Raw genomic sequence first — 14,990 nt, forward strand, 5'->3', positions numbered from 1 at the left:
TATGGCCAAGAAGCCTGTAAAAAAAGAGCCCGTAAAGACAACCGGTCACAGCTGGGACGGGATCGAAGAATACGACAACCCGATGCCGCGTTGGTGGCTTTGGACGCTTTATGCCTGCATCATTTGGGCGATCTGGTATTCGATCGCCTACCCTGCATGGCCGGGCATAACCAGCGCAACCAAGGGCTATCTCGGGTATTCGACCCGAGCCGAAGTTGCAGCGGATATTGCCGAAGTCGAGGGCCGCAATGCGGCGATCAATGCGAAGCTCGCGAGCGTTGATCTTGCGGCAATTGCGGATGACCCCGAGCTTGGCGGCTACGCCACATCGGCGGGTGCTGCGGTGTTTGCGACATGGTGTGCGCAGTGTCACGGCTCTGGTGCCGAAGGAAGCAAGGGCTATCCGAACCTTCAGGACGATGACTGGCTCTGGGGCGGCTCTGTCGAGGCGATCCACCAGACAATCAGCCACGGCATCCGACAGGAAAGCGACGACGACACGCGCTTTTCGGAGATGCCAGCCTTTGGCGACGACTATCTTGAAGACGATGAGATCGCAGCGGTTGTGAACCACGTTATGTCACTTTCCGGCACGCCGAATGACGCCAGTCTCGTGAGTGCAGGCGCTGTTGTTTTTGAAGACAACTGTGCCTCGTGTCACGCCGCAGACGGCACCGGTGACCGCGAGCAAGGCGCTCCGAACCTGACCGATGCGATCTGGTTGTTTGGCGGCGATTACGACACGCTGATCGAGACTGTGACTTACTCGCGCAAAGGTGTGATGCCGGATTGGAACGAGCGTCTGACTGAAGCGCAGATCCGCGCCGTCGCGACCTATGTTCACCAACTCGGCGGCGGTGAATAAAGAAATTCCGGCGGCCTTAGGGCCACCGGAGTAGGGCACCGGCCATTCTGTCCTGTTCGCGCGTTTCCGGAAGGTCGGTGCCTTTTAATAGATCAAAGAGGGGCAGGGCCGCAAGCCGCTGCCCCTTTTTGCTATCGGCGCTCGGAGGGCTTTGTCCTACGCCTCCCGCGCCAGAACGAGCGGTTTTGCCTTTCGGGCAGCAAGTGACGCGGTCTGTCAAGAAACGGGCCAATCATTTTCGTGCTCCCGGTTGTTGTGGTTTTCCTTTCCAGTGGGCTGGCGCCCTGTTGCCAAGGCTTTTGCTGCGTGGATACGCCACGTTGCGAAGAAAAGGTAAGTTTGAGATGCTGATTTGATGCAGGTCAAAGAGTATTTGACTGCCGCTTGAGAAAAGAGCGCAAGTGCAACCCCATTGTCGGAGTGATTCCGTGTCTGAACCACAATTAGAGCTATACGCTGCGCGCGAGCCGGTCTTTCCCAAGAAAGTCTATGGCAAATTCCGTAATCTCAAGTGGGCGATCCTTTCGTTTGCACTGGCGGTTTACTACCTTGTGCCTTGGATCAGGTGGGACAGGGGGCCAAGTCTGCCTGATCAGGCGGTGCTTCTTGATCTGGCAAACCGGCGGTTCTATTTCTTCTGGATCGAAATCTGGCCACACGAGTTTTATTTTGTTGCCGGCTTGCTTGTTATGGCGGGCCTTGGGCTGTTTCTGTTTACCTCGGCTTTGGGGCGTGTGTGGTGCGGCTATGCTTGCCCACAGACGGTTTGGACGGATTTGTTCATTCTTGTCGAGCGCTGGATAGAAGGCGACAGGAATGCCCGATTGCGGCTGCACCGGCAAAAGAAGTGGGACCTACACAAGCTCCGGCTGCGGCTGACAAAATGGGTTGTTTGGGCGCTGATTGGGCTCGCGACGGGCGGGGCGTGGGTGTTTTACTTCACCGACGCGCCGACGCTTCTGAACGATCTTCTGCATGGCACCGCGCATCCGGTCGCTTATTCCACGATCTTCATTATGGCGGCGATCACCTTCGGGTTTGGTGGTTTCGCGCGTGAACAGATTTGTATCTACGCCTGCCCGTGGCCGCGGATTCAGGCGGCGATGATCGACGAAGACACGCTGATTGTGGGCTACCGCGAGTGGCGGGGCGAGCCGCGAGGCAAGCTGAGCCGAGATGCAAACGACGAACAGGGCGACTGCATTGACTGTATGGCTTGCGTCAATGTCTGCCCGATGGGCATTGACATCCGAGACGGGCAGCAGCTTGCGTGCATCACCTGTGCGCTTTGCATTGATGCCTGTGATGAGACCATGGACAGGATTGGCAAGCCGCGCGGTTTGATCGACTATATGGCGTTAACCGACGAAAGCCGCGAACGCGAAGGCAAGGCACCCAAGCCCGTTTGGCAGCATGTGTTCCGCCCGCGCACCATTATGTATACAACACTTTGGTCGCTTGTCGGGGTGCTGCTTCTCGTGGCGCTGTTCATGCGCGCTGATGTTGACATGACTGTTGCCCCCGTGCGCAAACCAACGTTTGTGACGCTCTCTGACGGCTCGATCCGCAATGTTTACGAAGTGCGCCTGCGCAACAAACACGGCGAGGCGCGCAGCTTTCAACTCGGGGTGGAAGGCGAAACGGCGTTCAAGCTGACGCTTGAAGGCGCTGAGGCTGATGTTATTGTTGTGCCTGCCGATAGCACCAAACTTGTGCGCACCTATGTTGTTGCCCCCAAAGGCAGCGAAGCCGCCGCAAGCGAGCGAGTTGACTTGCTGATCTGGGTGCAAGACACGGGCACAGGCGAGCGCGCCGAAAAGGCGACGATCTTTAACGGTAGGGCAAACTGATGACCACAGCAGCAGCAAACAATCCTGTTGGAAAGGGCTTTGTCTACTTCGCGGGCCTGTCTGTGCTGGGAGTTGTGGCAACTTTCGTGGGGCTTTATGTCGGCTACAAGTTGGGGGTTAACGCCAACAAAGTGCTGATCAGGATGGGCGTATCTTTTGGCTCCTATGGCGGGATCGTGCTGCCGTTCCTCATGGCTGTTTTGCTCTGGGGGATCGCTGCTGCTGCTGTGATTGGTGGCTCGGTGTCGCGGATCGGGCGGTTTATGGGCGGGCATATGTTCGTGACAGTGCTTCTGGCGTTCACGACAATCATCGGAGCAAACCTGGCGTTGGCGTATAGCGCCGTTGCGACTTTTCCTGGCCTCGAAGTGAGCAACTCCTATGTCGCCAGCCAGGAGTTTAACGCTCGCAAAGCCGAGCAAGTCGCGCTTGGCTGGAGCGTGAGCGCGAGCCACGCTGACGGCGTGCTCAGCCTTGAGATACTCGGCGCTGATGGCACGCCCGTGCAGCCCGCAAGGCTTGAGGCTGTGCTAGGCCGTGCGACACATGTGAAAGACGATAAAGACCTGAGCTTTACCTTTGACGGGAACGCATTTGTGACGCCTGTCGAATTGGCAAAAGGTAACTGGAACATCCGCATGAAGGCTGTTGCCGAGAACGGCGCTGCCTTTCAAAAGCGGCTTGTTTTGCATCTGAAATGAGCGGGGCTTCTGCCAGCTTTTCGGCCTGTCCTGCTTGTAGCGCAGCGCCCTCTGCTGTTGATATCGCGGCGCGAACGGCCCAGAAAGATGCGAACCTCGCGCTATCGGTTCCGGGCATTCATTGCGCGGCCTGCATCTCTACAGTCGAGCGCTGCCTAAGCAAGGTTGACGGCGTTAAAAGCGCACGGGTGAACCTGACTTTGAAGCGCGCTACGGTTGAGGCCGCCGCTGATGTAACCGCCGCGATGTTGGTTGAAGCGCTGAGCGAAGTCGGCTTTGAAGCACACGAGCTTGACGCAGGCGCTTTGAGCGCAACGAGCACAGACAAAGCCGCGCGCGAACTTCTGATGCGTTTGGCGGTTGCCGGTTTTGCCTCGATGAATGTCATGCTTTTGAGCGTTGCGGTTTGGGCCGGAGCAGCGGATGCAACCCGCGATATGTTTCACTGGATATCGGCGGCGATCACTTTGCCGACGGTCATTTTTTCGGGTCAGCCCTTCTATCGCAGTGCTTGGGGCGCTCTGCGCGCGGGGCGGCTCAACATGGATGTGCCTATTACATTGGCGATATTGCTGGCAGTGGCCACATCGCTTTGGGAAACGGCTTTGTCCGGCGAGCATGCCTATTTTGACGCAGCTTTGACGTTGACGTTTTTCTTGCTGGCGGGGCGGTATCTTGATCATCGCACGCGAGCGGTTGCACGTTCGGCGGCTGAGGAACTTGCGGCGCTAGAGGTGCCGCGCGCTATTGTCTGGCAAGACGGGCAGGAGCGTGAACTGCGCACTGCCGAGCTTAGGGTTGGCGACATTATTGTTGTGCGGGCCGGTGGGCGTATGCCGGTTGACGGGGTGATCGTTGAAGGCACTTCGGAGCTTGACCGCTCGCTGTTAACGGGTGAGAGCCTGCCGGTTTTTGCCGAAGTCGGGCAGGCGGTATCGGCGGGAGAAGTGAACCTGACGGGGCTGTTGAAAGTTGAAGCCAGTGCAGTTGGCGAGGAGACATCTTTGCACCGCATGGCTGACTTGGTGGCCATCGCCGAGAGCGGGCGTTCGAAATACACCTCGCTGGCGGATGCCGCGGCGAAGCTCTACGCGCCGGGGGTTCATATCCTGTCGGCATTGGCATTTTTGGGCTGGCTGGTCTACTCAGGCGATATGCGTGTGGCGCTCAACATTGCAGCGGCGGTGCTGATTATCACCTGTCCCTGCGCGCTTGGTTTGGCGGTTCCGGCTGTTACCACGGCCGCAAGCGGGCGGCTGTTTCGGGCGGGTATGTTGATCAAACATAGCACCGCGCTGGAGCGGTTGGCGCAGGTTGATACTGTGGTGTTTGACAAGACCGGAACCCTGACCCGCGGAACGCCCGAGCTGAGCAACTTTGCGGATGTTTCAGCGGAAGATCTGGCGATGGCCTATGGGCTTGCTGAAGGGTCTTCACACCCGTTGTCGCGGGCAATCGTTGCTGCGGCCAAGGACGCCGGCGTTGCGGCTGCACCTGTGCAAGATGTCAGCGAAGTTGCGGGTTACGGAACCAAGGGCACACTCCACGGCCAAGAGCTGCGCTTTGGGCGCGCATCCTGGACGGGGGCAACTGCTGGTGAGGGCACTGCTGCGTGGCTTAAGCTGGGCGATGCGGAGCCTGTGACGTTTGCCTTCAACGACAGCTTGCGCGAGGGGGCGGCGCAGGCTGTGCGCTCTTTGCAAGCGGCTGGAAAACATGTTTGCCTGATGTCTGGCGACAACGAGGGTGCCGTCAAGGCTATGGCCATGCGGCTTGGTATTGAGGACTGGACGGCTGAAGCCTTGCCCGCCGAAAAAGCCGCGCGCATTCAGCAAATGAGCGCTGAAGGCCACAAGGTTTTGATGGTTGGAGACGGGCTGAACGATACGGCGGCGCTGACGGCGGCGCATGTGTCGATTTCGCCGGCGAGCGCTCTGGATGCGGCGCGGGTTGCAAGCGATATCGTGCTGCTGGGTGCTGACTTGTCACCTATCCCCGCGGCGATGACCACGGCCAGCAAAGCGGTCAAGCGCATCAAGGAGAACTTCCGCATTGCCACGCTTTACAACGTGATCGCGGTGCCTTTGGCCGTTGCAGGCCTTGCCACACCACTGATTGCGGCTGTGGCTATGTCGACTTCGTCAATCACAGTGTCGCTCAATGCATTGCGGCTGAGAGGGGCGGGAAAGTGAACATTCTGACCGTGCTCATTCCGGTGTCTCTTGTGCTTGGCGGTGTTGGGCTGCTGTTCTTTGTGTTCACCCTAAAGAGCAACCAATACGAAGACCCTGACGGCGACGCACAGCGGATTTTGTCGGATGAGTTTGACGACAAGCCGAAGAGTTAAGCGGCTGTTGGCTGGGTGATCATCTCAGTGATCGCATAGGAAGTTTCGGCACTTGAAAGCACCATACGCGCTGCCGGCATGCGAAGCTGGCAAGCAAACTGACGTTGCAAAACACGCCGCACTTGTGGGCAGAACCCGAGCAACGCCATTTGCCCGAGGTGCAGGCTTTCGCTTGAAAGGCCCTCGGAGACAATAACCTCGTGCTGGGCAAAAAGCAGGTGATGAAACGCCAAGCCTGCGCTCACCGGAACCTCGCGGATACCGGCCCAGCCGACCAAAGCCTTGGCGGGTGCTAGCACCTCTGCCTCGCCAAACCTGAGCTCGATTTCGGGGCCGCTCAACAAGATGCAATGATTGCGTGAGACGGTGAGGGGGCGTGACGGGCCCATGTGTCCGAAGGCTGCAACGGGAATGCGAACTGCCGAGTTCGCGCGCTCAAACGAAGTAAGCTCGCGGCGACCTGCCCAAAGCACCGGCTGCGGGCCGTTGTCGCGGGTGTGCACGATATCACCGATCTTCAAACCCTCGACGGGGCGGGGGCCTGTGCTTGTTTCGATCATCGTTCCGGTGAGAAAACAGGGCACGGTTCCGGCAGTTGGTGTTGTCGTGGCTGTGTAGTTTGTGCCATCGGTTGACTCAAAGCTGCCGCCAGAGGCAGTGGTTCCGAGCACAGTTGAGGTTGTTCCCGATGCTGGGCCAGCCGAAGCCGTGACAGGCCCGTTGAACGAGAAGAACCCTGTGACGACACCATTGTCGACGATCGCGACCGCGCCGTTAGCATTCAGGCCGTTGAACGTTCCGGAGGTCGCGGTATCTATCACATAGACATCGGTTCCAGCGATGGTGTTGTCGAGCGTTCCGAGTGTGTTTGTCGAGCGCACAGTGCCGTTGGGGTTGTAGATCACAATCGAAATGTTGGAGACATTTGTGCCAGCATCAACCGCGACTTCAACAAAATCTGTGCTGGCTGCGCCAAGATACCTGATTTCAGAAATGTAAGGTGCTGGCATGCGGGGCCTCGCTTTGTGGGGTTAAGGGCCGATCAGGATACAAGTCACGTTACGGGCTTGCAAACGGCGACAGGCGAGTTCGGCGCGCTCGCGGGATAGGCCGTTGAAGTTGGCCTCGAACCCTCTAGGACGTTTGACAACTTTGCGCAGGCTTCCGTCGAGAGTTTCCATTTCGTTGAGAGCTGTTTTGAGCAGCGCGCGTTCGGCTTTATACTTGGTGGTATAGCGACCAACGTTGATGCCCCAGTGCTTGCCGCCAGATGTTGACACACGGGTGACAACCTCGCGCACGATCTTTTGGGTCTGGTCTTGAACGACTTGCGGCTTGGGCGCGGCTGCGGGTGTCTGAACACTCGCGAGCACAACGGATTCCGGGCGCGCGTGCGGCTTGACTGCAGGTGCCTCTGCCGGAGCAAGCTCCGTGGTTTCAACCGGTGTTGCTTGCGCTTCTGCGAGGGCCTCGGTGATGTCGTCTTTCATAGCCAGGATCACAGGATCCGGCTGTGCCGCTCCTGGCCGTTGTTTGGGGCGCAGGCTTTTGCGCACGGCCGTAACGAGGCGGATGGTTTTGCCTTTGGCTGTTGGGGCCGCCGAATTGTTGGAAGCAACCACAACGCTTTTTGCGCCAGGGTTATAGGCGGGCAGTGATGGCTTGCGCAGCCGTGCGCGGCTGGGCGCGCGCTTGAATCCCAAGTCGAGAAGCTCGGCCACTTTGGCGTTACGCGAGGCCGTTGAGCGGCCACCAAACACGGTTGCGATGATGCGCTCGTTACCGCGCTCGGCAGAAGCGACAAGGTTAAAGCCAGCGGCACGGGTGTAGCCGGTTTTGATCCCGTCAGCGCCCTTGTAGGAGGCCAGCATGCGGCGGTTTGTGTGATAGACTTTCGCAACGCCAGCGTCAGCCGAGCGGCGGCTAAACAGATTGTAATACTGCGGATAGTCGTAGATCACGTGACGGCCCAGCAGGGTCATGTCATTGGCTGTCGACAAATGGCCGCTCTCGGTAAGGCCGTGAGCGTTTTTGAAGGTTGTGCGGGTCATGCCGAGAGATTTTGCTGTGTTGTTCATCCGGCGGGCGAAGGCGGCTTCTGATCCGGAGATGGCTTCGCCTATGGCCGTTGCGCAGTCGTTGGCTGATTTCACCGCTGCTGCGCGTATGCAGTAACGGAGTTTGATGCGCTGGCCGGCGACGAGTCCGAGCTTTGACGGTTGTTCGGAGGCGGCTTTCTTGGAAACTTTCAACAGTGTGTCGAGGCTGATCTCGCCATTCTCGATCGCTTGGAACGCGATATAGAGCGTCATCATCTTGGTCAGGGAAGCAGGGTGCAGGCGGGTGTCTGCATTGCGCGAATGGAGCACCTTGCCGGTGCGCGCGTCTATGACCATCGCGGCGTAGGGAGCTGCCACCGCAGCCATTGGAGCGATAACTAGCATCCACACGGATGCAACGAGTGTCAGGCCCAAACGGGCCGCTGTGCTGGGATTCTGCACGGGTCTGCCTTTTTCTGCCTCAACGCCGCCGATTTGTTCGACTGACTTTTTTGAATTGCATTTAGGCTAACATATGAAGGGATTTGACGAAAGTTTTCATTTCCCAAAGTTGGCAGCTATTTTTCACCAGATGTTGTATGGGTGGAGAAAATACGGGCTACATGCTGCATTATGGCGAGAATGTGGCGGAGAAATGTGCGGAATAAGGCGGAGGATACTGCCCCCGCCTCATCAGGATTTCGCACCGTTTGAGGCTGCAAACTCAGCCGATTTTGACGATCTGTTTGCCGACGTTTTTGCCCTCAAGCAGGCCCATAAATGCACGCGGGGCGTTTTCCAGACCTTCGGTTATGTCTTCGAGCACGGCGATTTCGCCTGTGGCGACCAGCGGGGCAACCTCAGCGAGGAACTTGCCGTAGTGGTCGTAGTGGTTGGAGATGATGAAGCCGTTGACCGACATTTGCTTGACCAGGATAGAGCTCCAAAGAGCGGGGAGCCTGTCTGGCCCGCTTCCTGCGACACCGCCGAGACGACCGGCGTTGTAGCCTGCGATCATACCGCAGACGGGGATGCGCCCGAAGGTGTTCATCATTGGCAGGACGGCCTCGAAAATTTTGCCGCCGACATTTTCAAAGTAGATGTCGATGCCTTTGGGCGCCGCTTCCTTGAGAGCCGCGCGCAGGGATTTGGCGTCGGGGTAGGCGTAGTGATCAAGTGCCACATCAAAGCCGAACTTCTCGGTGGCGAGTTTGCATTTGTCAGGGCCACCAGCGATAGCAACTGTGTGCAGCCCGCGGGCCTTGGCGATTTGCCCGACCATCGAGCCGACGGGGCCCGTTGCTGCCGCAACCACGAGGGTTTCGCCAGCTTTCGGGCGGCCCAGCTCGGTGAGGCCATACCATCCGGTGAAGCCGGGCATGCCGAGCACGCCGAGGGCTGTTGTGAGCGGCAAGCTGTCGTCGAGTTTGCGCATTTCCTTTGCGGGCAGGCAGCCGTGCGAGGCCCAGCCGAACATACCAAAGGCTTTGTCGCCCACGGCAAAATGCGGTGAGTTTGAAGCGATAACTTCGCCGACGCCGCCGGCTTCCATCACGCCGCCGATGGGCACGGGGGCGGCGTAGGACTTGGCGTCATCCATGCGGCCGCGCATGTAAGGGTCAAGCGACATATACTGCACGCGCACCAGCACTTCGCCTTCGGCAGGTGTTGGCAGAGGGGCCTGGACGAGCGCGAAGTCGCTGTCTTTTGGCGCGCCTTCGGGGCGGGCGGCGAGGGTGATCTGATGCATGGTTTCGGTCATGTAGTTTCTCCTGATTTTGACTTTCCGCGATACCGGAACACAGCTGTCGCGGTCGCGATGATATTACCGCTAGTGTCTTCGATCCGGCCCTCGGCGAAGGCGGTTGAGCGTCCGCCGCCTGTTTTGTGGCCAATGGCGATGAGCTCGTCGCCCGTGGCCACGCCGAGGTAGTTGACGTTGAGCGACAGGGTCATCACCAGTTGCTTATTGTCGGCATCACCCGTGTAGGACACAGCAAAGCCCATGGCCGTATCAAGCAGCGTCGCGTGAACGCCGCCGTGCAAGATGCCGTAGCGGTTACCGAGGTGTGGCTTGAGAGGCAGGCGCAGGGTTGCGTTGCCATCTCGCCAGTCTTCAATAGCAAAGCCCACGGTTTGCTGAAATGGGTAGGGCTCTTCTATCAGGTCGTTGCTCATGTGCGCAGATCAGGCAACTGATAGTCGGCGAGTTGCTTACGCAGGTTGAGTTTTGAAACCTTGCCTGTCGCCGTCATTGGCAACTCGTCGAGCCAGACCACGTCGTCGGGCAACTGCCATTTGGCGAAGTGCTCTGACATGAGGTCATGCAGCTCTTGCAAGCTTGGGCGCGCATCGCCGGAGGCCACGGCAACCAGCACAGGGCGCTCGTCCCATTTCGGATGGGGAATGGCGATGACTGCGCAATTGGCGATTTGCTCATGCGCCATTGCCACGTTTTCAAGATCAATCGAGCTGATCCATTCACCACCTGATTTCACCAGATCTTTGGCGCGATCCTGAATGTTGAGAAACCCTTTTTGGTCAATGCTGGCCACGTCACCTGTGCCAAACCAGCCCTCGGCGTCGAACGCGGTTTTGCTGGCTTCTTCGTTGTTATAGTAGCCCGAGACAACTGCATTGCCGCGCACGAATAGCTCACCCACGGCCTCGCCATCATGAGGCAATCTGTTGCCGTCTTCATCGCTGATCTTGAGATCAACGCCAAACACGCGGCGGCCTTGCAGCGACTTTTTGTCGATCTGCTCTTTGCTGCTCAGGGATTTAACCCAAGGTGGCATTTTGCCGTGGGTGCCGAGCGGGCTCATTTCTGTCATGCCCCAAGCGTGGATGACATCAACGCCTTGGTTCTCGAAGCCTTCGATCATGCTGCGGGGAGCTGCCGAGCCACCGACGACAACCTCAGAGAAGTTCTCAGGCTTGCGGCCTTGTGCTTTGATCTCGTTTGAGAGGCCAAGCCAGACAGTCGGGACGCCCCAAGCCGAGAGGACTTTTTCGTCGTCCATGAGCTTGAACAGGCTTGGGCCATCGAGAGCAGCGCCGGGCATGACAAGCGACGTGCCCATGAGCGGTGCGGAGTAAGGCAGGCCCCATGCGTTGACATGAAACTGCGGCACAACCGGCAGTATCTTGTCACCGGGCTTGTAGCCATTGCCCAGAACCAGCGAGGCATAGAGCGCATGCAAAACGGTTGAGCGGTGCGAGTAGAGCGCGCCTTTGGGGTTGCCTGTGGTGCCGGAGGTGTAGCAGAGGCCCGCGGCGGTGTTCTCGTCAAACTGCGGCCAGTCGATATGCGTGTCGTTGCCCTCAAGCAGTTCTTCATAGCAAAGCGCGCCCAACGTGTTGTCAGGCATATGGGCGCGGTCGGTCATGACAACATATGTAAGGTCTTTGGGCAGGTGGTCTTTTACCGCCTCCAGCAGCGGCACAAAGGTAATGTCGGTAAATATCACTTTATCAGCGGCATGATTGACGATGTAGATCAGCTGTTCGGGTGAGAGGCGCGGGTTGATGGTGTGACAGATCGCACCAATGCCGGAGATCGCGTAGTAGAGCTCGAAATGGCGGTAGCCGTTCCACGCCAGTGTTGCGACCCGATCGCCGAGTTTGACGCCGAGGCCTTCAAGACCATGCGCGAGTTGTGCTGTGCGGGCGTGCGCCTGATGGTATGTCTGGCGGTGTATGTCGCCCTCGGTGCGCACCGAGATGATCTCACTGTCGCCGTGTGCTTCGGCTGCATATTTAAGAATATCGCTGATCAGCAGCGCTTGGTTCATCATCATACCCTGCATTGGGGCATCCTCCCTTTTGGTTTGGTTAGAACCTAACCTCGCCCGCGGGGGGAGGCCAAGCCAGTTCGTTTCGTGCTCAAAGTGACGTTACGGCGCGTTTGGTTTTACAAGTCGATCTCGATCACTCCATCGGCCTCGGCTGCGCGCGATTGGCAGAGGATGATCTCCCCCTCGCGTTGCTTTGCGGAGAGCACAAAGTCGCGGTGCTCAACCTCGCCCGAGATGAGCCCGCATTTGCAGACGCCGCAGATTCCATCGGAGCATTTGACGTCAACATGAATGCCGTTCTCGGCCAGCACATCGGTTGCTGTTTTGTCAGCGGGCACTTGCAGCGCACGGCCATCTTTGAGCTTGAGGGTGAAGTCGTGATTTTCATACTCGGGTTGTTCGGGAACCGAGAAATACTCAAGATGTCGCGCCTCGTCGGGGAAGCCTTGTCGGGTGGCGGCGTCGATAACGCCCTCCATGTAACGCTCGGGCCCGCAGGTATAGACGTGCTGGCCTTCGGCGTAGTTCGCGAGCAGTTGATCAAGGTCTGCGCGTGTGCCTTCATCGGAGAAGTGGTAGTGAACTTTGTCGGCCCACGGCATGTTTGCGAGGTCTTCAAGGTAGCCCGCATTTTTGCGCAAGCTGCAAGAGTAATGCAGCGCAAAGTCGCGGCCCAAGGCGTGCAAACGGTGTGCAAAAGCGATCATCGGAGTGATGCCGATACCGCCACCCATGAGGAAGGTTTTTCTGGCGTCTTCCACCAGCTCGAAGTGGTTGATCGGGTAGCTCACAAATACCTTGCGGCCTTCGGTGAATATCCGGTGCATGAGGGCAGAGCCGCCCCGGCCTTCATCCTCGCGCAGCACGCCGATCTGGAACTTGCTGCTGTCGGCCGGGTTGCCCGACATCGAATACTGCCGCAAGAACTCGGGCGAGACCAAAACATCGAGGTGTGCGCCAGCCGTCCAAGCGGGCAGGGGCGTGCCATCATCGGTGCTGAACTCATACTTCGTTACATCAGCGTTCATTTTGTCGGCCTTGGAGAGCGTCAGGCGCATGACAGGCGACTCGGTGTCGTTGGTGTAGCGGTGGATCATGGTGGTATCGCCAGCCTTGAGCCGCTCCTGATACTCCTTGGCGGGGATCATACTTTCATAGGCCTTGATGCCCTCTTCGCGATCCATCGGGAAAGGGTATGGATAGGGGTGCGGGGCCAGTGGGGCGGGGTAAACGGCGAGCGTTTGGTCTTCAAACTTTAGGTCAAGATCAGTCTGCAACGGGCGGCGGTTGACCTCATGCACAGTCGGGCGGTAGGCGCCGTCGTCTTGCAGTTCCAGATCCCACCACCACTTTTTAACATCACGCGGGTTGCCGTTTCCGGCCATGTCATCAAGCTTCGCCAACACCGGCGCGGCCTTGGGGATGTTGCTTGCGGCCCAGCGGAAAGGGGCCTCGCTGAACAGGCCTTCAAGGTTCCACGGGCAGGTCTTCATGCAGCGCCCACACATCGCGCCGCCGGCTGTGCCGATACGGTAGCTGGTGCATTTCTGGCTGTCGGATTTCCATGTTTCATAGCCGTTGAACATCAGCTTCGGGCCGGCCGTTATTGCGCCGGAGGGGCACTCGCGGGCGCATTTGTTGCAGCTCTCGCAGAAGTTTTGCAGACCAAAGTTGATCGGCCTGTCATGCGCCATCGGCATGTCGCTGGTGACGACGCCCGACTTGAGGCGCGGCCCGAGATAGGGGTTGAGGATCACCTCGCCGATGCGGCTGACTTCCCCGAGGCCAGCGAGCAGCAAGAGCGGCGGTTGCAGCACTTCACCGTCCATCACCGTATGCGCTTTGGCCTTGTAGCCAAGGTTGCGAATTTGCTGCGCGATGACGCCGCCAAGCAGAGAGAAGCGCAGATAGGCGCGCATGCTCTGGGCAACTGCGATCCAGTCGTCACCGGAGCTGCCCTCGGTGGTGTCAAAGCCTTGGTCGATGATCATGCTGATCGCTTCCCCATGCGGCGGGATCAGCTCTTCACCGGTGGCGTCATGGCTATACCATGTCCAGTCCGGGCAGCGCGACAGGCCCACGGCATCGACGCTGAGAAAGTAGCTCGCGGCTTTGATGTTGTCGGCGTTTCGTTGTGCATCGGTGGGCTTTTCAACCGCTTTGCTTTCACCGTCTTGGAGCAAAACGAAAGCCCCCAAAGCGCGGCGCTGTGCAAAGGCAGGCGCGGCTTTGCGCACATAATGCCCGCCCTTGGCGTTGTCTTGCTGGGTCTTGCCCATGTCACCGAACTGCGCGCGCGCAAACATGTCGGTGCGCTTGGGAACACGGGCGACATTGGCCTCGTCGATGTACGTTGTCGGGCTGTCCTGCCGCTTGAGTTTTTCAAACGGATGCGCACCGAGCACGTAGTCGCGTTTGGCGTAAGCGTCACGCCCGAGGGCTGACTTCGAGTGACCCTTGCCAAGCCACCAACCGGGCGCGAACTTGGCTTGATCGGCCCACTGCGCGAGGGGCTTGTCGTGGGCGAGGGGCATGTCTGTTGTCACCGCAGCAAGGCCAAAACGGGGGCCGAGCCACGGTGCATGTGCTTCGCCATCTTCAATTGAGCAAAGCCCGGCGGCGACGGCGAGTTGGCCGAGGTCAACATCGGTCGAGGTTTCTGTGTGGCCACGAGCCGAGTAGCCAAGCAGGCGGATATAGTTTGACAACACGCTTGCGGCCTCGGCGCCCAGGAGGGCGGCGCGCTGGGCTTGTGCGTCGATGATCCACTCGCTGCCAGCCTCGTCAGGGCGCGGGTCACGGTTATATTCGATCACAAAAACCAGCGTATGTTTGTGGCTTGATATATCGCCCGGCTCGGCTTGCATGCTTTCGCGCAGGTCGGCCATGATCACGTCAATGCCCGAAGCAAGCGTCTTGGTCTGACGGGTTTTCAGCGCCTCGGAAAGCCGCGCAACATCGGGGTTTACTCGCGGCTCTGACAACCATGCAGAGGCAGGCAAAGGGCCGCAGCCGACCATCGACATATCGTTGAAGTAGCCAAAAGCCTTGAGGTGATCGGCGCGTTCAACAGGGCTGTCGGGGATGCCAGCCTTGGCGGGGTTCACAAAGCCGTCACGGATCGCGTCGAGCATGGCTTGAAACTCGCCCATGGCGTTGACGATGCTTTCGGGCTGTTCAGGGCGCTGAAAGCTAAGGTGCGGGCGCGCAGCGAGGCTTGTGAGGTCGGGGATATCAAGCACGCGCTTGAGGTTTTCGAGCGGGTAGGGGCCTTTGTGAACAGGCCGCTTGCGTGCGGAAAAGAACTTATGACCCATTTTGCGACTCCTTTAGATGTTAACAATCTGCGCCGTTTGGTTAGGGGATTCAATTCCCTTTCAAAATCTGGGAT

Annotated in this window: 11 protein-coding genes; 5 read left to right on the forward strand and 6 right to left on the reverse strand. The window is 58.7% G+C overall.

Features of this window, described 5'->3' with window-relative positions; all coding sequences use genetic code 11:
* The first annotated feature begins 1 nt into the window (after position 1).
* From ccoP to ccoS, 5 genes are all read left to right on the forward strand, one after another.
* Complete coding sequence (gene ccoP / locus KO498_RS06995; protein WP_215959157.1) at positions 2-865, forward strand: cytochrome-c oxidase, cbb3-type subunit III; 864 nt, start codon at positions 2-4, stop codon at positions 863-865.
* A gap of 401 nt (positions 866-1,266) precedes the next feature.
* On the forward strand, positions 1,267-2,715 hold the full coding sequence (ccoG, locus tag KO498_RS07000; RefSeq protein ID WP_215959158.1) for a cytochrome c oxidase accessory protein CcoG: 1,449 nt from the start codon (positions 1,267-1,269) through the stop codon (positions 2,713-2,715).
* Entirely contained in the window at positions 2,715-3,416 is a 702-nt protein-coding gene (locus KO498_RS18400) for a FixH family protein (protein WP_354667632.1), read from the forward strand. The genes ccoG and KO498_RS18400 overlap by 1 nt, the downstream gene beginning before the upstream one ends.
* Complete coding sequence (locus KO498_RS07010) at positions 3,413-5,608, forward strand: heavy metal translocating P-type ATPase (RefSeq protein ID WP_215959159.1); 2,196 nt, start codon at positions 3,413-3,415, stop codon at positions 5,606-5,608. Before KO498_RS18400 ends, KO498_RS07010 begins: the two co-directional genes overlap by 4 nt.
* Positions 5,605-5,763, forward strand: coding sequence for a cbb3-type cytochrome oxidase assembly protein CcoS (gene ccoS / locus KO498_RS07015; protein ID WP_215959160.1), 159 nt, complete (start codon positions 5,605-5,607; stop codon positions 5,761-5,763). Before KO498_RS07010 ends, ccoS begins: the two co-directional genes overlap by 4 nt.
* Here ccoS and KO498_RS07020 read toward each other — a convergent pair.
* The 6 genes from KO498_RS07020 to KO498_RS07045 all read right to left on the reverse strand — a co-directional run bounded on the left by KO498_RS07020 (position 5,760) and on the right by KO498_RS07045 (position 14,916).
* Positions 5,760-6,773: a Hint domain-containing protein gene (locus KO498_RS07020; RefSeq protein ID WP_215959161.1), complete on the reverse strand. Its 1,014-nt coding sequence runs from the start codon at positions 6,771-6,773 to the stop codon at positions 5,760-5,762. The genes ccoS and KO498_RS07020 overlap by 4 nt on opposite strands.
* A 21-nt stretch (positions 6,774-6,794) precedes the next feature.
* Positions 6,795-8,207, reverse strand: coding sequence for a D-alanyl-D-alanine carboxypeptidase family protein (locus KO498_RS07025; RefSeq protein ID WP_215959162.1), 1,413 nt, complete (start codon positions 8,205-8,207; stop codon positions 6,795-6,797).
* Between the two features lie 319 nt (positions 8,208-8,526).
* On the reverse strand, positions 8,527-9,564 hold the full coding sequence (locus tag KO498_RS07030) for an NADP-dependent oxidoreductase (protein ID WP_215959163.1): 1,038 nt from the start codon (positions 9,562-9,564) through the stop codon (positions 8,527-8,529).
* On the reverse strand, positions 9,561-9,980 hold the full coding sequence (locus KO498_RS07035) for a PaaI family thioesterase (RefSeq protein WP_215959164.1): 420 nt from the start codon (positions 9,978-9,980) through the stop codon (positions 9,561-9,563). Before KO498_RS07035 ends, KO498_RS07030 begins: the two co-directional genes overlap by 4 nt.
* A complete protein-coding gene (locus tag KO498_RS07040; protein ID WP_215959165.1) occupies positions 9,977-11,611 on the reverse strand; it encodes a long-chain-fatty-acid--CoA ligase in 1,635 nt (544 codons plus the stop codon). The genes KO498_RS07035 and KO498_RS07040 overlap by 4 nt, the downstream gene beginning before the upstream one ends.
* Positions 11,612-11,715: 104 nt before the next feature.
* Entirely contained in the window at positions 11,716-14,916 is a 3,201-nt protein-coding gene (locus tag KO498_RS07045) for a 2Fe-2S iron-sulfur cluster-binding protein (protein ID WP_215959166.1), read from the reverse strand.
* Between the last annotated feature and the right edge of the window lie 74 nt (positions 14,917-14,990).

The organism is Lentibacter algarum, assembly GCF_018860975.1.
GTDB classification, from domain to species: Bacteria; Pseudomonadota; Alphaproteobacteria; order Rhodobacterales; family Rhodobacteraceae; genus Lentibacter; species Lentibacter algarum_A.